Source organism: Paenibacillus sp. W4I10 (assembly GCF_030816325.1).
In the GTDB taxonomy this organism is placed as follows: domain Bacteria; phylum Bacillota; class Bacilli; order Paenibacillales; family Paenibacillaceae; genus Paenibacillus; species Paenibacillus amylolyticus_B.
In genome coordinates this window covers 329,050-352,517 of sequence record NZ_JAUSXX010000001.1, presented here as the reverse complement: position 1 = coordinate 352,517, position 23,468 = coordinate 329,050, and the positions used below count along the sequence as shown (strand labels likewise).

The following is a 23,468-nucleotide window of genomic DNA, read 5'->3' as shown; positions in this document are numbered from 1 at the left end:
ATAACGTACTGAACCCGTCATGGAATCACTATTCATTATGAATATAGTTATAGCCTCTTTGCAGACAAAAGTCAACCAGGAGAGAGACTAATAAATTTCTTTCATCTCCCGCTCACGGTCACGCACTTCCTGCTCCCGGCTCTCCAGCACTTCCCAACCATCCTGAGTCAACAGTTCAAGCTGCGCTTCAACAAGCGTGCGGAAACGGGCACGATAAATCGATGCCTGCTTTTTCAGTTCTTCCACTTCCAAAGCAATTTTACGCGATTTTCCCAGCGATTCGTTCACGATCCGGTCTGCATTTTTCTCTGCTTCCTTCACGATCAACTGCGCTTCTTTCTTCGCATTGTTTTTCACATCATCAGCAGCTTCCTGCGCAATGATGATCGTTTTGCTAAGTGTCTCTTCAATCGTGGCAAAATGATCCAGCTTTTCCTGAACGGACAGCAACTGATTGCTCAGCTCTTTGTTCTCGCGAATGACGCCTTCGTAATCTTTGATGACTTGATCCAGGAATTCATTGACTTCATCCTCGTCATACCCGCGCAAACGTCGGGAAAATTCCTTGTTGTGTATGTCCAGCGGCGTTAATGGCATGCTGTCCACCTCCTGTTAAAGTTCCTTCCCGTCCAGAGAAGGTTTGCAGCACATGGGTACCACCCAAGGGGCCGTATCGTTGATGCCTATAAACTTGGCAAGGTATACGGAATGCAGGATCAGAATTGCATCCTCCAACGTTCATGTAAAGCTTTGACTTAATGTATATCGGATACACCGCGTATTTTCTACACCTTTATGATAAACATTTCGACAAGAAAGCGGATTTTCCTGCAACAGACTCAGGCAAATTTGCCGATTTTCACTCGGCAGCGCCCTTTTTTGGTCATCCCATCCTGTTCCATAACCTTGAAACGGCCAAATCCCTGAATGGATACGACATCACCCGCTTTTAGCGATTTGGAGGGATCTTCCTCAACTTTCCAGTTCACACGGCAGCGACCAGCTTTGATCGGCACCAGCACTTTACTGCGACTAAGCCGATACACATCTGCACAGATTCCATCCAAACGAAGCGAAGCGACCGTAATGTCCATCGTCTCCAGTTTACTCTCTGACCATCGCATCTGATCCAAAGGAAGTAACTCTGTAAACACATGTAACCGATGCACCTGATTCAGTTGAAGCGATAAAAAAGCGCCGGTTTCCGCCGCCACCACTGTATGGCAACCGTCCTCCAGCACTTGGATATCCCCGATCTTTCCACGTTTCATCCCAAGCCCGAGCAGGGAACCCATATAGTCCCCATGCTCCAGCTCCGAGATTTTCTGATCATCAGACGTGATACTGAGCACCTGCATTCCCATATCCTCATCATCCAGATACATATAATCAGGTGCAACCAGCGCACGCTTGCGTTCAGCAGCCTCGTAACCACCATCCAGACGAATCTGAACGTCGTTACGACGATTGGCAAGAGTCTGTAAGATAAAAACCTGTCTTGGGTCAAGGAAGTCAGTTAGCTTCATGTCATGATACTTGCCTGCCCGCTCAACCCAATCCGAAGCCTTATCTACAAAATCCCGCTCATCATGGCTAAAATGTTCGTAAATTTCACCGCTCATCTATATCACCCTACCCTAATAGTCCGTGTTCAAAAAGACCGGTTTTCAGTACCGAGAAGATGGGATAAAGCTAGAAATGGAGTAGCGGAGCGTAGAGAAAACTACGTGAGCAACCACAATGTTTCCGAAGGAAACATACTTCGTAAGCCTCCCACTTATTTCGGCTGAATGCCATATTCGATGCTGACGATGCCACTAGGCATCCTTCGTAATCAAAAGCGGACTTTTTGAACAACCTCTAATATACAAAATACCGAAGTATGGAGATCAGCCCATTAAGCGCGAGTTGCAGAACGATCAGCGCCACAATTGGGGAAATATCCAGCACACCGAACAAAGGGGGGATAAATCGACGGAATGGTCTTAGATATGGCTCCACTAATTTGCCCAGCCATTCACCGATGAAGCTTTCCCGCGCATTGGGAAGCCAAGACATCAATATGTAGACAATGACCATGTAAAAGTAAATCTGGTATAACGTGTACAACACGCTTTCAATCTGATACAAAAGTGGCTCACCTCATTCTGTTATAATCTTGCTCGCTGTCAGCCAGTATTTCCGTAATTGAGCCCTGAATTTCAACCGTATCTGGCGTACAGAGAAAAATGTTTCCGCCGATTTTGGAAATACCGCCACCCAATGCATATACCGTGCCACTCAAAAAATCAATAACGCGCAGCGCTTGGTCCTGGCGAATTCGTTGCAAGTTCACCACAACGGTACGATGCGAACGCAGATGGTCGGCAATTTCCTGTGCCTCGTCATAAGAACGCGGTTCATACAGGACAACTTTAACATTTTTCTGGGAATGAATGCTCACCACATTATTCCCCCTTTGGTTTCTACGTTTATCGAGACTGGAGGTTTCAGCTTCCTGATGTTCAGACTCATTTTCCTCCTGTGCTGCCATCCGTTCACGTTCCACAATCTCTTCCTCTTCCTGAAGTCCGAGGAAATTCATAAATTTATTCATTACGCCCATCGTGAACCCTCCTCTTTTCCTACGAGAATCGATCCTAGCCGTACCCAGGTTGCCCCTTCTTCAATGGCCACTTCAAAATCATTGGACATCCCCATCGACAGCTCAGTCAATGGCTCTGCTGTAAGGGCTTGTCCATTCAATTGATCTCTCAGCTCACGCAACCCACGAAATACGGGACGTGTCAGCTCCGGATCTTCCTCGTGAGGTGCCATGGTCATCAGGCCAACGACCCTGAGATTGTTGAACGAACGAATATCACGCAAAAAAGAACTTGCCTGTTCAGGCTGTAAGCCATACTTGCTCTCTTCACCCGAAATATTCACCTGCAAAAACGTTTCCACTTGGATGCCAAGTGAAGCTGCTTTTTTATCCAACTCCTTCGCCAATGACAAACGATCCAGTGAATGTATGTAACGAAACTTGCCAATCACGTCTTTCACCTTGTTTGTCTGCAAATGACCGATAAAGTGCCAGGTACCCTGTTGACCAAAAGCTTCCCATTTGGCCTGTGCATCCTGCCACCGGTTTTCTCCAATATGCTCAAGACCATGATTCAGCACCAATCCCGTTGTTTCAAGTGAGACATATTTCGTGACCGCAATCACATTCACATCATCACGATGACGGTTACTGCGCCGACATGCATCCTCGATCTTCTGATTTACTTGTTGTATACGCTCCTCCAATGACACAGAGGGTCACCTCTCTTCCAGCCCAATCCAGCTCGCCATCCGCCCTGTAACACCATTTTCCTTCCGATAGGAGAAAAATAGTTCAGGCTGACAACTTGTACACCATGTTGTACATTCGATATGATCCGGCATTATTCCTGCTTTCATCATAATGTGTCGATTACATTCTTTCAAGTTTAACATCGTTTTACCGTTATTCACGGCTCGATATGCTCGTTTAGAAGCAGAATCCTCGTATTTATCATTAACCGGGGAATCATCAAACCAAACCCGTACATGCTGCATGACCGCCTCATCCACTTCATAACAGCAATCCCCAATCGACGGACCGATTGCAGCTCGAATGTCCTGCCTACGGCTGCCATACTCCCGTTCCATCGTCTCCACCATGGATACAGCGATACCCGCGACTGTGCCTTTCCAGCCAGCATGAGCAAGACCTACCGCCTGCTGCACAGGGTCATAGAAATAAAGCGGAACACAGTCTGCGTAGAAAGAAGTCAGCAGCACACCAGGCACATTCGTGACCAATCCATCCGTATCCTGCAACGCAGATTGACGATCAAGTAATCCTCTGCTCCGATCTTCAGCGGTAATTACTGCGACATGTTTGCCATGCACCTGCTCTCCACAGGTCCAAGCTTCTGCTGCAAAACCAAGCTTCTCGGTTACAAGCCTGCGGTTGTTAAGTACAACTTCAGGGTCATCCCCCACATGATAAGCACAATTGAGCGTGGCATACGGAACTTTTCCGACTCCACCATGCCTCGTCGTAAACCCGACTGACAGCTGTTCAAATTGCTGTCTCCAGGGCTCAACATATAATAATAACGGATCAGGACCGAAATCTGAATTTGGGTTCTTGGTCCGTTCAAGTAATTTTTTATCCAATACAAAGGGTTCCATTATCTCACCTCACCACTTCCAGTGTACCAAATGAGCCACATTCTGTCTCATTTATATCGTTCGACGCTGATTACGTTCCGACCGTTCAATGCGTTCCACACGCTCTGTCCGGTTATGCTGCTGTTCATCATACAGGCGCGCTTCGCGATCACGCTCGTCATACGTATTTTCCTTCACCTCATCCATCTTTACCAGAATCACATCTGAACCAATCTTCACAATGTTTCTCCAGGGAATCACCAGATCCGTTCCCCCTCCAAAGAGTCCCATAAAACGGCTGTACCCTGGCACTACAATCGCTTCAATTCGTCCCTGCTTCAGATCCAGCTCCAAGTCACTGATCTGACCCAGGCGTTTACCATCCGTAATGTTAATGACATCCTTTGTCTGAAAGTCCGAGATTTTCATGCCTCGTGCCGCTACTTCGCTCGTATTTACTTTCATTCATTTCCGCCCCCTGTTATTCCTCTTCTGCCCGTTCTTCACGCTTCTATACAATATATGTTTCAGGGGCGAAAAATGTCCTGTTTTTCATCGAATGTGGAAACAGTCCATAACAAAAAGACGACCAACGGTATACACTGCCCCGATTGATCGTCCTTCTGCCTTTGCATCGTGTTATGACTTTACATGTTTTTGCATCTGCTGTATCGCTGATTTCTCCAGACGTGATACCTGAGCCTGGGAAATGCCAATTTCATCAGCCACTTCCATCTGGGTTTTCCCTTCGAAAAACCGCATCGACAGAATCATTTTTTCCCGCTGACCAAGACGATGCATCGCTTCACGGAGTGCAATTTCCTCGATCCATGACACATCTTTGTTTCTGTCATCGCTGATCTGATCCATTACATAGATCGGATCTCCACCATCATGATAAATCGGTTCGAAGAGCGAGACCGGGTCCTGAATGGCGTCCAATGCAAAAACAACATCTTCCTTCGGCACATTCAGTACTTCCGCAATTTCGAATATCGTCGGTTCCCGAGAGTTTTTATTCGTCAGGCTGTCACGGACCTGAAGTGCTTTGTAAGCAATGTCCCTCAAGGAGCGAGATACCCGAATCGGGTTATTGTCACGCAGGTATCGACGGATTTCACCGATAATCATCGGCACCGCGTAGGTTGAAAATTTGACATTCTGGGATAAATCAAAATTATCAATGGCTTTCATCAGGCCGATGCAACCAACCTGGAACAGATCATCGACAAACTCCCCCCGATTGTTAAAACGTTGAATGACACTGAGCACAAGACGCAGGTTGCCATTCACTAATTTCTCTCTTGCTGAGCGATCATGGTGTTGCTGAAGGGAATGAAACAATTCCCGCATTTCAGTGTTGGTGAGGACAGGCAATTTTGCGGTGTCCACGCCACAAATCTCGACTTTGTTTCGGGTCATCGTGATTTACCTCCCAAGGAGAAACATTAATGTACATTATCTCCGGGGCAGGCTTTTTTATTCGTACTTGGCACCCTTGCCAGTAATACCCATTCTGACCAATGACGTATTTCAGACCATTTTATTGAACTCCTTGCGAAGTCTTTTAATGATTCTTTTTTCGAGTCGAGAGATGTAGGATTGGGAGATTCCGAGGAGATCGGCTACATCTTTTTGTGTCTTTTCTTCCCCATCCGTCAGGCCAAAACGAAGCTCCATAATCATTCGCTCGCGCTCCGTTAATTTTTCCAGTGCCTTGTGCAGAAGTTTCCGGTCTACCTGCTCTTCAATATTCCGATAGATTGTATCGTTTTCTGTACCCAGTACATCGGATAATAATAGTTCATTTCCATCCCAATCAATGTTAAGCGGTTCATCAAAAGAAACTTCAGTTCGGATCTTACTATTACGTCTCAGGTACATCAAAATTTCATTTTCGATACAACGTGATGCATAGGTTGCCAGTTTGATTTTCTTTTCCGGGTCGAATGTATTAACTGCCTTTATCAGCCCGATGGCTCCAATGGAGACCAAATCCTCAATATTAATTCCTGTGTTTTCAAATTTGCGTGCAATGTACACCACCAGACGCAGGTTGCGCTCAATGAGCATCGCGCGAATGGCCGAGTCTCCCGAGGATAATTTTTGCAGCAAAAATTCTTCCTCTTCCCGTGTCAATGGCGGCGGAAGTGCCTCACTTCCCCCAATATAATAGATCTCTTCGCTTTTGAGTCCCAATAAAAATAACAGACGGTAATATTGCAGCTGCGCCACCAGTTTCCATTTCACAAGCATGTACGTTCCTCCTATACCACATTCAGCGGCTTTTCTGTTGCTCCCGCAGAGAGAGCCGTAGACTGCGCAGAAGCAGCGTCTTGCACAAGTTCAGGATGAATCACGGCCTGGTATTTCCCATCCGACGACAAAACACCTCCATCCAGCCCAATAAGTACCCTTGTCGTCTCATAACATGTTTCCTCCATCGTCACCTTCACCCGGTCCGGCTTCATTGCCAGCATAAACGCAGTCCCTTTGTTAATGCCCCGATAAGGCACTAGCCGCAGTCGATCCTGCCACTGAAAACTTTCCTGATCAAGCTCCAGAATAAGGTTGTCCGGCGCCTCGTCCTTGAGTCTACCCTTCCATGAAGCAGGTAACATGTCTTGCCATAACGAAACCTCCATAACCATGACCGGCATGCGCGATAAGGGATCTGTAAGTTGATTGCCCGTATCCAGAAGGCCTGTACAAGAAATGACTACCTCATCGATGCAGACCTCAACTTTGCCCAAATAGGTCGTCATGCGATCCGTTTTCCGTTTTGAACTCTGCACAGCTTTGAATAAAAACAGGACAGCAAAAAATACGATAAACGTGAACCAGAAAGCAATTTTCAGATCAAATGACATACCGCCAGAAGCCGTGAACCAAATGCCGTTAAACAACTCACCGGAGCTCTGAAGCATGTAATGCACACCCAGAATACCTCCAGCAGCGACAAAATTAATCACATAGAAGGTACCCAGCGTCCTCGCAAAAGCCTGCAGACCTTTAAAACTAAAAGCAATCGTAAGCATGACCAGCGAGAACCCGAACTTGATCAAAAAGGTGAACATAAAATCAAACTCCGGTACAAACATCATGACCACGTATAATGCACCGACAATGGCTGACAGCAACCATCGCCACCAAACCAGCTTTGTCTTGCGCATCCAGGCGGTCATTCCGATGAGTGCACCGTCAATACACAGGTTTGTCAAAAAAATTAGATCCACATAAACAACCAAAGTCTTCACCTGCCTGCGCGCAACATATCGAAATACCGGTACCCGATATCCTGATATTCATGAGCATATTCACAAGTATACGGAGCCCCCTGTTCAAAGTCTGTCTAATCATGGGGGTGTGGTTCCAACTTTTTTTGTCGGAATTGCTCAGGCCCTTTGTTCAGAATTTGTTCATTGCTGTATGCTATGATATCTAAATAAACAGAAAAAACCCGGTCGCTCCATAAGGAGTACCGGGTTTCCAATAAATTGATTTGCGTATTAATCGTTGTTATTATTGCGTGAACGATTGCGTAAAAATGTCGGAATGTCCAGCTGATCATTGCTCGGCTGATTTCCGAAAGGACGCAGGTTCGGCGAACGCGTATCTGTCGTCTCCGCTGTTGCTGGAGCAGGCTTACGTCCTGGTGGTGGTGGAGCAGGTTTATCTTCAAAACCAGTTGCAATAACTGTAACCTTAATCTCCTCTTTCAGGTCTTCGTCAATGATGGCACCAAAGATCATGTTTACTTCCGGGTCGGAAGCAGAAGTTACAATCTCTGCCGCTTCGTTCACTTCATACAGGGACAGATTAACGCCACCCGTAATGTTCATGATTACCCCGCGAGCACCTTCAATAGAAGTTTCAAGCAAAGGACTCATAATGGCTTTCCGTGCTGCTTCTGCGGCACGATTCTCACCAGTTGATTCACCAATCCCCATAAGGGCTGAACCACGTTCGTGCATAATCGTTTTGACGTCAGCAAAGTCAAGGTTGATCAGACCCGGTACAGCGATCAAATCAGAGATACCTTGTACAGCTTGACGAAGTACGTTATCCGCTTGACGGAATGCTTCAAGCATAGGAGTCTTTTTGTCTACGATTTCGAGCAAACGATCATTAGGAATCACGATCAGTGTGTCGACTTTTTCCTTGAGAGCTTCAATACCTTGCTCTGCATGGCTGGAACGCTTGCGTCCTTCAAATGTAAATGGACGAGTTACGACACCAACGGTAAGTGCACCACACTCTTTAGCGATTTCGGCAATAACCGGAGCCGCACCTGTACCTGTACCGCCGCCCATACCGGCTGTAACAAATACCATGTCTGCACCTTTCAACGTGTTCATGATCAGATCTCGGGACTCTTCCGCTGCTTTTTTACCTACATCCGGGTTGGCACCAGCACCAAGACCACGAGTCAATTTATCACCGATTTGCAATTTATGCTCGGATTTCGCCAGGTGTAACGCCTGAGCATCCGTATTTACCGTAATAAATTCAACACCTTGTACACCATTTTCAATCATACGGTTGACTGCATTGCTTCCGCCGCCGCCTACACCGATGACTTTAATTTGAGCCAAGCTCTCCATCTCGAAATCAAATTCCAACATATTATTCCATCTCCCCCTCAATGTGCATGGATGGCCCGTCCAATTTTTGATTTGAACCGAATCAATTTCATATATCGACGAACGAAAGCGTTTATTTTAGTACCGGCGCATTCAGACGGCTTCAAGAATGTATGAAATGGATCCAACCTGTTATATAAATTCGCTGAACATATTCTTCAGCCGCTCGAACAGACCGGGTTTTTGCTCCGATTCCTGTGCCGTATTTGGCTTCGGACGGTTGGTCGGTTTCTTGTTGTTATTATTGTTGTTGTTATTTCCACCGCCGTTATTGATCGAGGGACGAATGCGCAAACTGCGAATTACACTGTGCAATATGCCGACTCCGCTTGTAAACCCAGGGTCACGCACACCAATATAATCCGGAACTGCAACTCGTACCGAAGCAGCAAGCTCATGCTGAGCGACCTGCAGAACCCCCGGCATAGAGACCGTACCTCCCGTTAGTATATAACCTCCAGGAAGCTCGTTGTAACCAAGACGCTTCACTTCTTGGGATATCATCTGGAATATTTCTTGAACCCTAGGTTCAATAATTGCTGCCAGATCCTCCTGTGAAAACTCCTTGTCTACATTACTGCCAATTCGGGTGACTTTGAACATCACATCCGCAGCAGCATCATCCAACCAGGCGCAGCCATATTTCAGTTTCACCTTCTCTGCCTGATCCGTTAACGTGCGTAAGCCATAGGCGATATCATTTGTTACGAATTCCCCACCTATAGGCAACGTTGATGTTGCAACAAGACTGTCTTCTTCAAAAATGGCGATGGTTGTTGCACCTGCTCCAATATCAACAAGCACTGAACCCATCGTTTTTTCATCTTTGGACAAAGCCAGTTGACCCGCTCCAAGCGACATGAGAACCAGATCGCTTACTTTCAGACCCGCTTTTTCCACGCAGCGCAAAAGATTATGTATCGCGGTTTTTGCACCCGTAATGATCGTTGCTTCAACTTCCAGACGAACACCAATCATACCACGGGGGTCCTGTATGCCCTCCAAGCCATCTACAACATATTGCTTGGCGACAACATCAATAATTTCCCGTTCCGGCGGAACTGCAATGACTTCGGCTGCTTTCAACACCCGTTCCATGTCTTCTTCTCCGATTTCACGATCCTCGTTAGACACAGCCACGACGCCGTGACTGCTCATCAGTCCGATATGATTTCCCGAGATTCCAACATACACTTCGGATATTTGAATACCTACCATACGTTCTGCATGATCCACTGCGTTGCGAATCGACTGCACCGTCTGATCGATATCTACGATTACACCTTTGCGAATTCCCTCCGAGTCGGCAGATCCAACTCCTATAATATTAAAGGTTCCATTATTCATTTCCCCAATAATAGCGCGAATTTTGGATGTACCGATGTCCAAACTAACAATGATGTCATTGTTGCTCAAGTCTGTGGCACCTCCTGACTCCAATAGTAAATTACGTTCGAATTTAAACACTCTTAAAACATATTCAACACACTTCAGGCTTTCCCTCTTTTTTCTACAATGTTTTTGGGTGTCAAAATCTGGTTGCCAGACATAAAACATTGAAGAAAAAAGAAGGAGGCAACTCATGTGCCATAAGTTCAAGTGTATCATTTTTTCTTCATCTCAGAAAGAACAAGTTTCATTGCTCTGACGGGGTCAAACCCCGACCTGCCTAGGCTTTCATATTCAGTCCAGCCTCATCATGGCAAAGATCAGGGGGTTGCTCCTAGTTCAGCATCATCTTCCGGGTCATCCGGGATGAAAGGGACATAGGTATCTGCCTCAAGCATGGTGATTTTCCCAGGCCGTTCGGTCTCAATCACCTGATTCAGATACTCCACTTTATCCGATAAAAGAGAGACGGTTGTAATCACTTCAAACTGTGATTTGGTATACATCCGAATCTGATCCGGAAATGAAGGCGTTGGATTCGGAATAATTTCCGAAATATCCGTCGTCAATTCATTCGGAATTTTAGCCAGTGTCTGGCTCAGTTTGGCTTTGAGTGGATCATCAGCCTTCCATTGGGTCAATATGGGCTTCTCCACAGCAACACCAATTGTTGCCGGAACCGTCAAGCTTGTCCCACTGGCTAATATCGCTTTTAACGTACCGTCAGAACCAAGCTCATAAGCAACCGTGGCATATTCCTGAACCTTGATATGGATGATACCCGGAAATTGCTTGTCCACGGTAACGGTGGAGATCGCCTTGATGGTCTTGAGACGCTCAATAACCTCGGCAGTACTTGTCCCAAAAAATTGTTCGCCTTCTTTCAGCCCGCTTTTCTCCAGCAGTTCTGAAGTTGCTGTATATACATTACCCGTAATTTCAATTGCCGAAATCCGACTCATGGAAGAACGAAAGAATAATACAGCGAGCAATACAATAAATAATAATAAGAGAATAATTACAATTTTGCGGCTTGTGTTTCCTTTTGGCCGATTCTTCTTCAGAACCGGAATTTGACTTTTAGGCATAAGTAGCGCTCCACAAAGCCTCAGGTCCCCTCCCTTCAAGAAGGGGACTCCAAGGACGTTAATTGGCAAAATCCAACTGTTTCGAAACGGACGACTGTCGCTCAACCGATGCTCCAAGACTTTGGAATAACTTCTCGATCTGATCGTAGCCCCGGTCAATATGATGCACTTGCTCCACAACCGTTTTGCCTTGAGCAGCCAGACCAGCAATTACCAGAGCTGCACCTGCACGAAGATCGGTTGCTTCTACTGTAGCCCCGTACAGACGGGGAACACCACGGATAAATGCTGCGTTCAGATCGACTGAAATATCAGCCCCCATCACATTCAGTTCATCCACATGTTTAAACCGGCCCTCGAATACCGTTTCCTTCATCACACTGAATCCGTCTGCCAGACTGAGCAGCACCATGATTTGCGATTGCAAATCTGTCGGAAACGAAGGATACGGAGAAGTCACAATACGGTCTACTGATTTGGGACGGCTCATACAGCTCACCGTCATTATATCATTGCAGACTGTGATTTGAACACCAGTGCGCTTCAATACATGTATAAGTGAAGTAAGATGAGCAGGATTGCAGTGTGTAAGCGTAACATTGCCTCGTGTTGCTGCTGCTGCAATCATCACAGTTCCGGCAACGATTCGATCCGGTATAATCTCATAGGAACAAGGCTTCAGTTTCTCAACGCCATTGATCGTGATTGTATCCGTTCCTGCACCAATAATGCTTGCACCCATAGCATTCAAAAAGTGTTGCAGGTCCTGTATTTCAGGTTCTCTTGCCGCGTTGCAAATGGTTGTCGTCCCTTTAGCCATAACGGCTGCCATCATGATATTCTCGGTCGCTCCCACACTCGGGAAATCCAAATGAATATCTGTACCCACCAGATTGTGCCCATGACAGATAATCTGTTGGTCCTGCTCTTCAATCAAAGCTCCGAGCGCTTCCAGGCCCCGGAGGTGAAGATCAATTTTGCGTTCTCCAATGGCACAGCCGCCTGGCTGATACACTGACACTTGCCCAAACTTAGCCAGCAATGGTCCCATCAAAAAAATGGAAGAGCGCATCTGCTTCATTAGATCTTCTGGCACATCATATGACCGGATAGACGAGGTATTAATCGTCACTGTTCCCTGTTCATGCCGACACGTGCATCCAAGCCGTTCCAGGATATACAGCATCACTTCAATGTCCAGCAAGTGTGGAACGTTATGCAGTGTAACTTCTCCATCTGCCAACAAACTTGCGGCCATAATCGGTAAAGCGGCATTTTTTGCTCCATGGATGCGTATGGATCCTGAGAGGGGTTTCCCGCCTTCAATCACCAATTTGTCCAATGTATCACCTCCGGGGTTTACCGCTCACCCACTACGAAGACTTCCGGTACCAGGTTAATACCGTTTTGAGATGATATAGTGCTCTGTATCTGCTGCATTAGGGTGATAACGTCCTCTGCTGTTGCTTGGCCTGTATTAACAATGAAATTGGCATGCATGGTGGATACCTGTGCGCCTCCCTGGGTCATTCCTTTCAGCCCTGCTGCTTCAATCAGGCGGGCTGCATGATCACCCGGTGGATTTCGGAATACACTACCTGCACATGCCATCTGCAGTGGCTGTGTGCGGCGCCGGCGATCTTTGTAAGTCGCCATGGTTTCCGAAATGACGTTGCGCTCTCCATACTGGAGTTCAAATGTAGCTTCCAGCACGATGCCTCTCCGATCATGCAGAACAGAGTGGCGGTAGGCAAAATCCATGTCCTCCTTGCTGTAACGTACCAATTCCCCTGTCTCCAGTACAATCTCAGCGAATTTGAATATCCGTGACACATCCGATCCATGCGCGCCTGCATTCATGTACACAGCTCCACCGACAGTGCCGGGGATACCGCTGCCGAATTCCAGACCGGTCCATTCCTTTTTGGCAGCAACCACACTGAGTTTAACAAAAGAATGCGCCGCTCCGGCAGTTACACCACCTTCGTGAAATTCGGCATAATCAAAGCCCTCGCCTGGTTTCACCACAACACCACGTATTCCTTTGTCTGACACCAGTATGTTTGAGCCCCGTCCAAGTTGCATCCACGGAATCTGATACGTGTGAAGCAATTGAACGAGATTCATCATCTGCTCTTTATTCTCGGGAATGACCAGTGCATCCGCAGGACCGCCGATCTTCCATGTGGTGTATTTGGCTAGCGATTCGTTTTCAAGAACTCTGCCAACATTATTCTGGGATAGTAACGATATCCACTGATGCATGTTTGCTTCCTCCTTTGCTTCAAAACCGATGAGCACGGTATGTTCTGTTGTTACAGACCGTGTTCTGGTGCCATGGAACGATGGTCACGATTTATACGGTATCTTATGTCAGCCCCGTCTTGTGTGTGACAATCGCCCACAAACACACTTTATCGGCCTGCAGCAAGACGCTGAATTTCATGAACAAGCACTTCAGCTGCATCGGGTTTCCCCAGTTTCCTAGAGGCTTCAGCCATTCGTTTGCGTCCCGATTCATCATTCATAATCTTGGCGATGGCTTCATACAGGACTTTGCCTGTAAGATCCTTCTCCAGCATCGTGAGTGATGCGCCTCCACCTTCAAGCGTACGTGCATTGGCTTCCTGATGATTATTAGTCACGTTAGGTGACGGAATCAGGATCGAAGGAATACCCAGTGATGTAATCTCCGCAAGGAATGATGCACCTGCACGGTTTACAATCAAGGATGTGCAGGCAAGCACCTCAGGCATATTGTGCACATAAGGCAGGACATGCAGGTGGTTTGGCATCGTACCCAATGAGCTGCGAATGGCTTCACGCGTTTCATCAAAATAGGTATCCCCTGTCACGTAAACTACATGTACATCGTCCAGTTGTTCCAGCATTGGAGCCATGTCCACCATGGCCTGATTGATTGCTTTTGCCCCGCGACTGCCACCAACCACAAGAACAACACGGCTGTTCATCGGTACACCTAACGTGGCAAAACCACGATCACGGCTAGCCTGGGCTACCGTAGTCGCTCGGGGATTACCGGTGTAGATCACCTTTTTTGCGCCGGAAAACGATTTTTCAGAACCTTCAAAGCTAACGGCAACCGTGTCCACATAACGCATCAAAAATTTGTTCGTCAGACCAGGAATGGCGTTCTGTTCATGAATTATACTCGGAATTCCCAGTTTTGTTGCTGCATATACCACAGGTCCACACACATATCCACCTGTACCAATCACAACATCCGGTTTGAATTCCTTCAGCATTTTTTTAGACTTGCGTACACCTTGAATGAAACGCATGACCGTTTTCAGGTTGTCGATGGACAATTTCCGCCGAAAGCCCGTAATATCAATGGATTTAAAAGGAATATTTTCTTGGGGAACCAGCTTGCTTTCCAGCCCTCTGGTTCCTCCAATGTATAGAAATGTCGAGTCCGGGTTCTCCGCCTCGCATTGTCTTGCTATGGCAACGGCCGGATAGATATGTCCACCCGTACCGCCACCGCTTAGAACGACTCGCATCGCATAGTCACCTCGCATAACGGGATAAATTCACTAAAATGCCCAGTGCTGTGAGCATGAGGGTCAATGATGATCCGCCGTAACTGATCAGGGGCAATGTAATGCCCGTAACAGGCATCATGCCAATGACAACACCAATGTTAATAATGACCTGTACGGCGACCATACCTACGATACCAACACCAAGCAGACTGCCAAAGGCATCCGGAACGGTCATGGCTACACGCATTCCTCTCCACACCAGCACCAGAAACAACAATAATACAATCATTCCACCTATAAAGCCGAGTTCTTCGGCCAAAATACTAAAAATAAAGTCCGTTTGCGGTTCAGGTACATAACTGTACTTCTGCCGGCTCATACCCAGTCCCAATCCCGCCAGTCCACCCGGACCAATCGCGTATAAGGATTGAATGATCTGATATCCGGCACCCAATGGATCGGACCACGGGTCCAAAAACGCTGTGATACGCTGCAACCGATAGGGTGCTGCTGCAATCAAAGCTGCAAACCCCGCTACGCCGCCAAGAGCAAGCAAGCTCAGATGTTTCATTCGCGCTCCGGCTGTGAAAATAATAAGCATCGATGCGCCCATCATCACGGTGCCAGTCCCCAAATCAGGTTGCAGCATAATAATCCCAAAAGCCAAACCGATCAATCCCAGCGGTGGCAGAAGCCCCGTTGTGAAGGTTTTGATTTTGCCCGGCTCCTTGCTCAGCCAGTGAGCGAGAAACAGAATCATGCCCAGCTTCATAAATTCCGAGGGCTGAATACCGAACGAACCAATGCCCAGCCAACTTCTTGCACCACCGCGAACCACACCGATTCCAGGAATGAGCACCGCAATGAGCATAATAAAACAGGCAATCAATATAGGCTTGGCATATTTCCTCCACACCCGGTAGTCTACGTTAGCAGTTACGAACATGGCCACAAGCCCAAGCACCGCAAACAAGGCCTGTCTTTTTACAAAATAAAATGAATCGCCATAGTCATGAAAGGCAAGCACCGAGCCCGCACTATATACCATAATAATGCCGATGGCAAGCAATGCCAAAATACAAATCAGCAACCAAATATCTGGTGCCGGTCGCGTCTGTTTCATCAGGAGGCCACCCCTTGCATGGAAGTAGGGGCTTTTCCACCCCCCTACTTACAAGTTATGCGCCGCCTCTTTAAAAATGCGTCCCCGCTCTTCATAGGAAGCAAACATGTCCCAACTTGCACATGCCGGGGATAACAAAACGACATCACCGGCACTGGCAAGCTTCGATGCTTCCTGCACAGCAACGGTTAACGTCCGGGCAGCGTCCTCCTCATTATCGACGACCTTAATTTGCTTTAATCCGGCAAGTTCCGCGACCTTGGCAATTTTTGTTCGTGTCTCTCCAATTGCAACGACAGCTTTTACCCGTTCCTGGAACAAGGGCAACAACTCCATCATGTCTGACCCGCGATCCAACCCTCCAGCAATTAATACGACCGGTTCCTTGAACGAATTCAGGGCCATAACCGTAGCTTTCGAATTGGTCGCTTTGGAGTTGTTGTAGTATGCAGAGCCGTTATGCTCCAGGACATATTCAAGTCGGTGTTCAACCGCCTTGAAATCTGCAAGCGGAGCAGCCAGCACTGCTGGATCAGCTCCTGCCGCTACGGCAATGGCCACAGCGGCCATTGCATTTTCCACATTGAATCGTCCAGCGATGCCAATATTCTCGATGTCAATAATGGTGTGGTGATCTCCGTTTTCATCCGCGTAGATAATCTGACGCTTCACATCATCCTCTTCTCCATCCACATAAGGAGGATCTGCATACACACCTGTATCCAATTTCTCTGTCACTGAGAAGGGGATCAATCTGCCTTGGATGTAAGGAACCAGACCACGACATACCGCATCATCCCAATTTAGAATGGCTACGTCGTCAGGCTGCTGATTGGCGAACAGTTTGGCTTTGGAAGCCACATAATCATCCATGTTCCCGTGATAGTCCAGATGTGTCTCTGCAACGTTAAGTAAGCTGGCAATTCGGGGACGGAAATCAACCGTTCCTTTGAGCTGGAAACTGCTAAGCTCAACAACCATCCAGTTATCTGGAGAAGCTTGCTCTGCCGCTTCACAGAGAGGTGTTCCGATATTACCGGCAACGATCGGGTTGAGGCCGGCATGTTCCAACATTTCCCCCACCCAAGTGGTTGTTGTTGTTTTACCGTTGGAACCCGTAATCCCGATCATGGGTGCAGCACATAGATGATAAGCTACCTCTACTTCGGTCACCACTTCAATGCCCAATGCCAAAGCTTGCTGCACAGGAGCTGCATGGTATGGGATACCCGGATTTTTAACGACCAGCTTCACACCACTGTGAATCAGATCATCCGGATGCCCTCCGCATACAACAGAAATTCCCAAAGCCTCCAATTCGGAAGCTTCGGGACATTGATCTCTCTCTTTTTTATCATTTACTGTAACCTTCGCTCCTGCGCGATCCAGCACTTTGGCGACCTGTACGCCACTTTTCGCCAATCCGAGCACGACTACTTGTTGTCCGCGATATGATTCAGGATGGTTCATGATCTACAACCCCTTGTTGAGATAAAGTCCAAGAGCGGCCAAAATTGCGCCTACCGCCCAAAAGGTAATAACAACCCGCCATTCTGACCAACCACTTAATTCAAAGTGATGGTGAATGGGGCTCATTTTGAATACACGCTTGCCACGAGTCTTGAAAGATACCACTTGAATGATGACAGACAGGATCTCGATAACAAAAATACCGCCAATGATGACAAAAAGAAGCTCTGTCTTGGTTACAATGGCTACCGCACCAATCGCACCGCCAATCCCCAGAGAACCGGTGTCTCCCATAAACACTTTGGCCGGATGTGCATTGTATACCAGAAAACCGAGTACGGCTCCGATCATCGCTGCTGCACACACTGCTGCCGGCATCGACGTGGCTTGCATCGCCACAATGGCAAACGCGCCAAAGGCAATCGCACTTACACCTGACAGCAAACCATCCAGACCATCGGTAAAGTTAACCGCATTGGTGATGGCAAGCATCATGAATACGACAAATGGATAATAGAACCATCCGGTCCAGTCAAACGAAAATGACGTACCCGGAATAGAGATGGCTGTGCTGTGTCCATTCTGAATCAGCAAGAAACACATCACTGCACTGAAGAACAATTGACCCAGCATTTTTTGTCTGGCCGTCAGTCCCAGCGAACGTTTGAACACAATTTTGATGTAATCATCCAGGAAGCCAATCAGCCCAAACCCCAGCGTAGCCACGAGCAAGACATAAAAGTCTGTATTCTTGACTGCCGAAAATTTCAAAAAGGCCAATGTGAACGCAACTAAAATGACGACTCCACCCATTGTAGGTGTTCCGCTTTTTTTCAAATGGCTCTGAGGCCCATCTTCCCTAACTTGCTGTCCGAATTTCATTCGACGTAACAGCGGAATCAGGAGCGGTGCGGCAATCACCGCCAGAATAAATGAAACACCGATTGTTAACAGTAATACCTGAAAATCCATGGGTTCACCCCTCTAGTCTACTCGATTCTGTAATGGTGCTATTTGTAATGCTTCGACCACGTCCTCCAGCTTCATGCCTCTTGAGGCTTTGAACAAGACAACGTCTCTGGGATGTAGTTTCTCCAGTAGATAACGGGTCATTTCTTCTTTATCTATAAAAGCATGCACAGCCTCTGCCGGCATATGCTTTCTTGCTCCTTCAGCAATATGTGCTGATAGGTGACCATATACGAGCACCATGTCCATTTTGGCAGATGTAATATACTCACCAATTCCAAGATGCAGATTCTGTTCTTCAGGTCCAAGTTCAAGCATATCACCAAGCACAGCCACTTTCATGCGGTATCCTTTCAGACCCTCTAGTACATCAATTGCGGCCTTCATGGAGGTTGGACTTGCATTGTATGCATCATTCAGCAGGGTTAGACCACTAACGCCTTGAGTAACCTCAATACGCATGCCTGTCAGTTTCAAGCGAGACAATCCCGCTGCAATCTGCTCCGTCGTCACTTTGAAATGACGGGCTACAGCCAAAGCAGCCAGACAGTTAACGACATTATGCGTTCCTAGCAGAGGTAGCGTAAATGCATGTTCTCCAGACTGTTTGGTGGTGAAAACTACGCCGTTCTGCGCATTCATAAGTCCGGTAGGATAGTCATCATTATCGGTTTGCAGACCAAATGTAAACCTCTGCAATCCCTCAGGTTGTTTCGTTGCGGGCTCTTCAAGGACTTGTGCAATTAAAGGCTCGTCTCCGTTGTAGATCAGTAACCCGCCAGACTTCAATCCCGCGGCAATCTCGGCTTTGGCTCTGGCAATCTCCAATCTGGACCCCAGCTGAAGCAGATGAGATTCACCAATATTGGTTATAATCGCTACATCTGGCTGAGCAATAACCGACAAATCGTTAATTTCCCCGCGACCACTCATACCCATCTCCAAAATGATAATCTCGGTATCCGGGTCCATGCTTAGTACAGTCAGTGGTAAACCAATGTGATTATTAAAGTTGCCTTGCGTCTTATGCACTTTGAACGTCGTTGAGAGAATGGCATCAACGATGTCCTTTGTTGTTGTCTTGCCGTTGCTGCCTGTAATGCCAACAACAGCCGCTTTATTCTCCGTTAGATAAGCAGATGCGAGTGCTTGCAGTGCGACAAGTGTGTCGTCAACAATAATGACAGCTCCTTGTGGCGGAATACCATGATCCTTTTGCCAGATCGCGCCTGCAGCCCCCTTCTCTAGACAGGCTTGCACAAATTCGTGTCCGTCAAACCTTTCACCCACTAGCGGAATAAATAAACTGCCTTCCAGAGGTTTACGCGAATCGGTAAACACCCCTTCAACCATTACATTGCCATGAGCGGCAACGTCACTTAATGTTCCTCCACACATCTCGGCCAATTGTGCCAATGTTCTTTTTATCAATTGGATTTGCCCCTTATCGCTTCTTTGGCTATGATTCGGTCATCAAAATCGGTTTTGGTTGTGCCGATAATCTGATAGGTCTCGTGACCCTTGCCCGCAATCAATACTACATCGGCTGGGCTTGCCATTTCAATAGCTTCATGAATCGCCTGGCGTCGATCCACAATCATCGTATAACGTTCAGCAGGAACGGATTCTTCAATCAGGCCCTGTTCAATGTCTTTGAGAATCAGATCCGGATCTTCTGTCCGTGGATTATCGGAAGTAACCAGTACAAAATCACTATAATTCGCAGCAATTTTCCCCATGAGAGGGCGTTTGGTACGGTCCCTGTCACCACCACAGCCAAACACGCAAATTACACGTCCTTCGGCAAATTCTTTCACCGTCCGCAGCACATTCTCCAGTCCATCCGGTGTATGGGCATAATCGACAATAACAGCAAATGGCTGTCCTTCGTCCACTCCTTCAACACGTCCATCCACGCCCGGAACCGTCTCCAGACTGCGCTTGATCTCTTCCAGCGGAATACCTTCCACCAGCGCTGCAGAGATTGCTGCCATTGCATTGTACACATTGAATTTGCCTACCATGCGCAATCGAATATCCGCGCTGCCTGCAAATGTATCCACGTGAAAAGAAGTTCCCTGAGACGTGATTGAGATTTGGGATGCGCGTACATCCGCCTTTTCACCCATGCCATATGTAATCACTTCAGCCGCAGTCACAGAGATGAAATAAGCCGCAGCCGGATCATCTGCATTGATGACAGCGAATTTACGCTGTGAAACATCTTCCGTATAACCGTTACCCAGACGTGCAAAGAACAATCCTTTGGCCCCGCGATATTCCTCCATGGAATGGTGGTAGTCCAGATGATCTTGCGTCAGGTTAGTAAATACCGCAGTACGGAAATTTGTTCCCTTTACTCGTCCTTGTTCCAATGCGTGAGAAGAAACTTCCATAACACAGCAGTCCGTACCCTTCTGAACCATATCATGCAGACTACGCTGCAGATCAAGCGCCTCTGGTGTCGTTCCTGACATCGGGTAGGTGCGACCGTCATACCGCATTTGAATAGTACCGATCAATCCCGTCTTGCGCCCGTAATCACTCATGATTTTTTCAATTAAATAGGTGGTCGTTGTTTTTCCGTTCGTTCCCGTTACACCAATCATATTCATCTTCTGGCTTGGCGAGTCAAAAAAGAAATCTGCCAGAACAGCCATCGCAAATCGGCTGTCCTTCACCAGTAATTGTGGTACAGGCAGATCCAGCTGCCGTTCAACCACCAATGCAACTGCACCAGCATTTACAGCTTTTTCTGCATAATCATGACCATCTACCGTATGTCCCGGAAGACAGATAAACAGATCACCCGGTTTTACCTGCCGGGAATCTGTCTGAAGGTTTTGGCATTCTGTATTTGATTCGCCCACGAGGCGGGCGGTGGTCAGCATCGATGCAAATTGTTTTAAAAGCACATGAATAACCTCACTTTTCCAATTATACTTCTGTTTTAACATATGTCTGTATTTATTAATATCGTCAATACAACCCTATAATGAAACGCACTTGGATGAATTTTGTTGCGCTAGAAGCCTCAAACTACCCCTAAGTCCTGTTATTCATCCTTTGTGTGATCATGTGCATCGTTCAGTACATTCCCCATATAAATGCGGATGGTTGATCCCTGATCTACCCTCGCGCCAGGTTTAGGTGCCTGATTAATCACGTATTTACCACTGCCAGACTTCGCCAGCATAAAATTCATGTTCAGGTCTTCGTACAGATCTTCAACAGTAGCTCCTGTCAGGTCTGGGACTGTCACGATTTTGGTTTCACCATACTTGTATTCTTTGGCGACCTGATCCTTCCGAACAGGTACATTCATATAATGCAAAGCATCTTCAAGGATGTTCTGCACAATCGGGGCGGCAACCACACCTCCGAACTGAATTCCTTTGGGATTATCAACTGCGGTATAGACCACAATCTGTGGATCATCTGCTGGTGCAAATCCGATAAAGGATACGATATGCTCAGTCGAGGAATAACGTCCGTTGATAACCTTCTGGGCTGTACCTGTTTTGCCACCGACCCGGTATCCATCAATGAATGCCGGACGCCCGGTACCTTTTGCGACAACACTCTCGAGTGCTTCACGTACTTGTTTGGATGTATTCTCCGAGATCACCTGACGAACCAGTTCCGGCTTGGCTTCTTCCATAACTTCCCCTGTGACCGGATGGACCCACGCTTTCGTAACATAAGGCTTGTAAAGTTTACCCCCATTGATGGCCGCTGACACAGCTGCTACTTGCTGAATGGGTGTTACGGATACACCTTGACCAAAAGCAGTCGTTGCAAGCTCGACAGGTCCCACTCTGGACAGTTTGAACAGAATTCCACTGGCTTCTCCGCTGAGGTCGATCCCTGTCTTGGTACCGAAACCAAAGTCTTTAATATAGGAGAAGAGCGATTCTTTGCCCAGCCTCTGCCCCAAAGCCACAAAGCCCGGGTTACATGAGTTCTCCACAACTTGTAAGAAGGTCTGACTTCCGTGGCCTCCCTTTTTCCAGCAACGCAGACGGGCTCCACCCACCTCAACATATCCGGGATCAAAAAATTGATCCTGTTGCAGATTGACCTTTTTCTCTTCAAGCGCTGCTGCCAAAGTAATGATCTTAAATGTGGAGCCGGGCTCGTAGGTCATCCAGATCGGTAAATTGCGATTGTATATCTCCGCTGGATATTGCTGATAATCGGCAGGTTCGTATCCCGGCCTGCTGGACATCCCCAAGATTTCACCCGTTTTGGGATTCATCGCTATGGCCAATGCTGAGTTCGCCTGGAACTTCACCATGGCCTGATCCAATTCTCTCTCCATGATGGACTGAATAGATTTATCAATGGTCAGCTTGAGGTTAAGGCCGTCCTTCGGTTCCACATACTTCTCGGATGAGCCCGGCATTAGCCTTCCGGCCGCATCGGACAAGTAGGACACACTGCCATTCAAACCATTCAGCTTATCATCATATTTCTTCTCGACACCTGTTAAGCCCTGATTATCAATGCCCGTAAAACCAAGAATATGGGCAGCCAAATCATCATAAGGATAAAAACGTTTATTGTCCTCAGCAACAACGATACCCGGAAGCTTCAAATCACGGATGCGCTGAGCTTTCTCCATCGTAATTTTGCGGCCGCCGGGTTGTAGTCGTACAATGAGTTCTCGTTTCTTGATGGTTGCGAGCACTTTTTCTTCCGTCATCCCAAGTAATGGGGCCAGCGCTTTAGCTGTCGTTTCAGCTTCTTTAACCTGAGCCGGAATGGCCATAATGGTCGGTGTTGTCACATTATAGGCCAGAGAGGTTCCATTTCGATCCAGGATCTCCCCCCGCTTGGCTGAGTAAGGAATATTACGCCGCCAGGATTCTTCTGCTTTTGCTGACAATTCAGGGCCTTCCCCGAGCTGTACATAAGCAAGCCTGATCATCAGGGCCGAAAATAACAAAACTAAAATCATTAAACTCCATAGCAACCTGCGCCGCAGATTTACGCTTGATCCCTTCACGAAAAGATCCCCCCACTCGTCCCAAAATCATGACATTCGTTCCATTCATGAATATTCAGGACAACCGGGGGTTAGAACAAGCTGTCAGAG

22 protein-coding genes and 1 other annotated feature (1 of these 23 running past the window's edge) are annotated in these 23,468 nt (G+C 47.3%); all 22 genes read right to left on the bottom strand.

Going from position 1 to position 23,468, the window contains the following annotated elements; translation table 11 throughout:
* Positions 1–30 (bottom strand) — a binding site (T-box leader) (it extends 263 nt beyond the left edge of the window).
* Between the two features lie 57 nt (positions 31–87).
* Positions 88–597 carry a DivIVA domain-containing protein gene (locus QF049_RS01490; RefSeq protein WP_062835445.1) on the bottom strand — a complete coding sequence of 170 codons (510 nt, stop codon included), beginning with the start codon at positions 595–597 and terminating at the stop codon, positions 88–90.
* A 242-nt stretch (positions 598–839) separates the two neighbouring features.
* Positions 840–1,622, bottom strand: coding sequence for a YlmH family RNA-binding protein (locus QF049_RS01485; RefSeq protein WP_091014083.1), 783 nt, complete (start codon positions 1,620–1,622; stop codon positions 840–842).
* A gap of 238 nt (positions 1,623–1,860) precedes the next feature.
* The gene (locus QF049_RS01480) at positions 1,861–2,130 is read right to left on the bottom strand and encodes a YggT family protein (RefSeq protein ID WP_260632824.1); all 270 of its coding nucleotides are present in this window, start codon (positions 2,128–2,130) and stop codon (positions 1,861–1,863) included.
* A 7-nt stretch (positions 2,131–2,137) separates the two neighbouring features.
* Entirely contained in the window at positions 2,138–2,605 is a 468-nt protein-coding gene (locus QF049_RS01475; RefSeq protein ID WP_017687313.1) for a cell division protein SepF, read from the bottom strand.
* Entirely contained in the window at positions 2,596–3,297 is a 702-nt protein-coding gene (locus tag QF049_RS01470; protein ID WP_307534324.1) for a YggS family pyridoxal phosphate-dependent enzyme, read from the bottom strand. Before QF049_RS01470 ends, QF049_RS01475 begins: the two co-directional genes overlap by 10 nt.
* Before the next feature lie 6 nt (positions 3,298–3,303).
* A complete protein-coding gene (gene pgeF, locus QF049_RS01465) occupies positions 3,304–4,203 on the bottom strand; it encodes a peptidoglycan editing factor PgeF (protein ID WP_307534322.1) in 900 nt (299 codons plus the stop codon).
* Positions 4,204–4,254: 51 nt separating this feature from the next.
* Positions 4,255–4,647, bottom strand: a complete 393-nt coding sequence (locus tag QF049_RS01460; protein WP_017687310.1) for a YlmC/YmxH family sporulation protein — start codon at positions 4,645–4,647, stop codon at positions 4,255–4,257.
* A 174-nt stretch (positions 4,648–4,821) separates the two neighbouring features.
* On the bottom strand, positions 4,822–5,604 hold the full coding sequence (gene sigG / locus QF049_RS01455; protein ID WP_017687309.1) for an RNA polymerase sporulation sigma factor SigG: 783 nt from the start codon (positions 5,602–5,604) through the stop codon (positions 4,822–4,824).
* Between the two features lie 111 nt (positions 5,605–5,715).
* Entirely contained in the window at positions 5,716–6,438 is a 723-nt protein-coding gene (sigE, locus tag QF049_RS01450; RefSeq protein WP_017687308.1) for an RNA polymerase sporulation sigma factor SigE, read from the bottom strand.
* An 11-nt stretch (positions 6,439–6,449) separates the two neighbouring features.
* Positions 6,450–7,430: a sigma-E processing peptidase SpoIIGA gene (gene spoIIGA, locus QF049_RS01445; RefSeq protein WP_307543061.1), complete on the bottom strand. Its 981-nt coding sequence runs from the start codon at positions 7,428–7,430 to the stop codon at positions 6,450–6,452.
* Between the two features lie 261 nt (positions 7,431–7,691).
* Positions 7,692–8,807, bottom strand: a complete 1,116-nt coding sequence (gene ftsZ / locus QF049_RS01440; protein ID WP_017687306.1) for a cell division protein FtsZ — start codon at positions 8,805–8,807, stop codon at positions 7,692–7,694.
* Between the two features lie 150 nt (positions 8,808–8,957).
* Positions 8,958–10,241 (bottom strand): cell division protein FtsA, encoded by a 1,284-nt coding sequence (gene ftsA / locus QF049_RS01435; protein WP_036614863.1) that lies wholly within the window; start codon positions 10,239–10,241, stop codon positions 8,958–8,960.
* A 293-nt stretch (positions 10,242–10,534) separates the two neighbouring features.
* A complete protein-coding gene (locus QF049_RS01430) occupies positions 10,535–11,302 on the bottom strand; it encodes a cell division protein FtsQ/DivIB (protein ID WP_149846753.1) in 768 nt (255 codons plus the stop codon).
* A gap of 58 nt (positions 11,303–11,360) precedes the next feature.
* Positions 11,361–12,644 carry a UDP-N-acetylglucosamine 1-carboxyvinyltransferase gene (gene murA / locus QF049_RS01425; RefSeq protein WP_149846754.1) on the bottom strand — a complete coding sequence of 428 codons (1,284 nt, stop codon included), beginning with the start codon at positions 12,642–12,644 and terminating at the stop codon, positions 11,361–11,363.
* Positions 12,645–12,661: 17 nt separating this feature from the next.
* Positions 12,662–13,567, bottom strand: coding sequence for a UDP-N-acetylmuramate dehydrogenase (murB, locus tag QF049_RS01420; protein WP_307534317.1), 906 nt, complete (start codon positions 13,565–13,567; stop codon positions 12,662–12,664).
* A gap of 149 nt (positions 13,568–13,716) precedes the next feature.
* Positions 13,717–14,826 (bottom strand): undecaprenyldiphospho-muramoylpentapeptide beta-N-acetylglucosaminyltransferase, encoded by a 1,110-nt coding sequence (murG, locus tag QF049_RS01415; protein ID WP_307543059.1) that lies wholly within the window; start codon positions 14,824–14,826, stop codon positions 13,717–13,719.
* Between the two features lie 7 nt (positions 14,827–14,833).
* On the bottom strand, positions 14,834–15,931 hold the full coding sequence (gene spoVE / locus QF049_RS01410; protein ID WP_062835457.1) for a stage V sporulation protein E: 1,098 nt from the start codon (positions 15,929–15,931) through the stop codon (positions 14,834–14,836).
* Between the two features lie 48 nt (positions 15,932–15,979).
* Complete coding sequence (murD, locus tag QF049_RS01405; RefSeq protein ID WP_307534315.1) at positions 15,980–17,401, bottom strand: UDP-N-acetylmuramoyl-L-alanine--D-glutamate ligase; 1,422 nt, start codon at positions 17,399–17,401, stop codon at positions 15,980–15,982.
* A gap of 3 nt (positions 17,402–17,404) precedes the next feature.
* Positions 17,405–18,373: a phospho-N-acetylmuramoyl-pentapeptide-transferase gene (gene mraY, locus QF049_RS01400; protein ID WP_047843751.1), complete on the bottom strand. Its 969-nt coding sequence runs from the start codon at positions 18,371–18,373 to the stop codon at positions 17,405–17,407.
* Positions 18,374–18,385: 12 nt separating this feature from the next.
* Complete coding sequence (locus QF049_RS01395) at positions 18,386–19,798, bottom strand: UDP-N-acetylmuramoyl-tripeptide--D-alanyl-D-alanine ligase (RefSeq protein ID WP_307543056.1); 1,413 nt, start codon at positions 19,796–19,798, stop codon at positions 18,386–18,388.
* On the bottom strand, positions 19,798–21,285 hold the full coding sequence (locus QF049_RS01390) for a UDP-N-acetylmuramoyl-L-alanyl-D-glutamate--2,6-diaminopimelate ligase (protein ID WP_124116018.1): 1,488 nt from the start codon (positions 21,283–21,285) through the stop codon (positions 19,798–19,800). Before QF049_RS01390 ends, QF049_RS01395 begins: the two co-directional genes overlap by 1 nt.
* A 140-nt stretch (positions 21,286–21,425) precedes the next feature.
* Positions 21,426–23,378 (bottom strand): stage V sporulation protein D, encoded by a 1,953-nt coding sequence (locus tag QF049_RS01385; RefSeq protein WP_036614879.1) that lies wholly within the window; start codon positions 23,376–23,378, stop codon positions 21,426–21,428.
* Between the last annotated feature and the right edge of the window lie 90 nt (positions 23,379–23,468).

Excerpts from the sequence above, each read along its gene's own strand:
- murG (WP_307543059.1), bottom strand. The coding sequence starts at position 14,826 with ATGCGAGTCGTTCTAAGCGGTGGCGGTACGGGTGGACATATCTATCCG.
- mraY (WP_047843751.1), bottom strand. The coding sequence starts at position 18,373 with ATGGATTTTCAGGTATTACTGTTAACAATCGGTGTTTCATTTATTCTG.
- QF049_RS01430 (WP_149846753.1), bottom strand. The coding sequence starts at position 11,302 with ATGCCTAAAAGTCAAATTCCGGTTCTGAAGAAGAATCGGCCAAAAGGA.
- QF049_RS01490 (WP_062835445.1), bottom strand. The coding sequence starts at position 597 with ATGCCATTAACGCCGCTGGACATACACAACAAGGAATTTTCCCGACGT.
- sigG (WP_017687309.1), bottom strand. The coding sequence starts at position 5,604 with ATGACCCGAAACAAAGTCGAGATTTGTGGCGTGGACACCGCAAAATTG.
- murB (WP_307534317.1), bottom strand. The coding sequence starts at position 13,567 with ATGCATCAGTGGATATCGTTACTATCCCAGAATAATGTTGGCAGAGTT.
- QF049_RS01475 (WP_017687313.1), bottom strand. The coding sequence starts at position 2,605 with ATGGGCGTAATGAATAAATTTATGAATTTCCTCGGACTTCAGGAAGAG.
- murD (WP_307534315.1), bottom strand. The coding sequence starts at position 17,401 with ATGAACCATCCTGAATCATATCGCGGACAACAAGTAGTCGTGCTCGGA.
- sigE (WP_017687308.1), bottom strand. The coding sequence starts at position 6,438 with ATGCTTGTGAAATGGAAACTGGTGGCGCAGCTGCAATATTACCGTCTG.
- QF049_RS01460 (WP_017687310.1), bottom strand. The coding sequence starts at position 4,647 with ATGAAAGTAAATACGAGCGAAGTAGCGGCACGAGGCATGAAAATCTCG.
- spoVE (WP_062835457.1), bottom strand. The coding sequence starts at position 15,931 with ATGAAACAGACGCGACCGGCACCAGATATTTGGTTGCTGATTTGTATT.
- ftsZ (WP_017687306.1), bottom strand. The coding sequence starts at position 8,807 with ATGTTGGAATTTGATTTCGAGATGGAGAGCTTGGCTCAAATTAAAGTC.
- QF049_RS01485 (WP_091014083.1), bottom strand. The coding sequence starts at position 1,622 with ATGAGCGGTGAAATTTACGAACATTTTAGCCATGATGAGCGGGATTTT.
- pgeF (WP_307534322.1), bottom strand. The coding sequence starts at position 4,203 with ATGGAACCCTTTGTATTGGATAAAAAATTACTTGAACGGACCAAGAAC.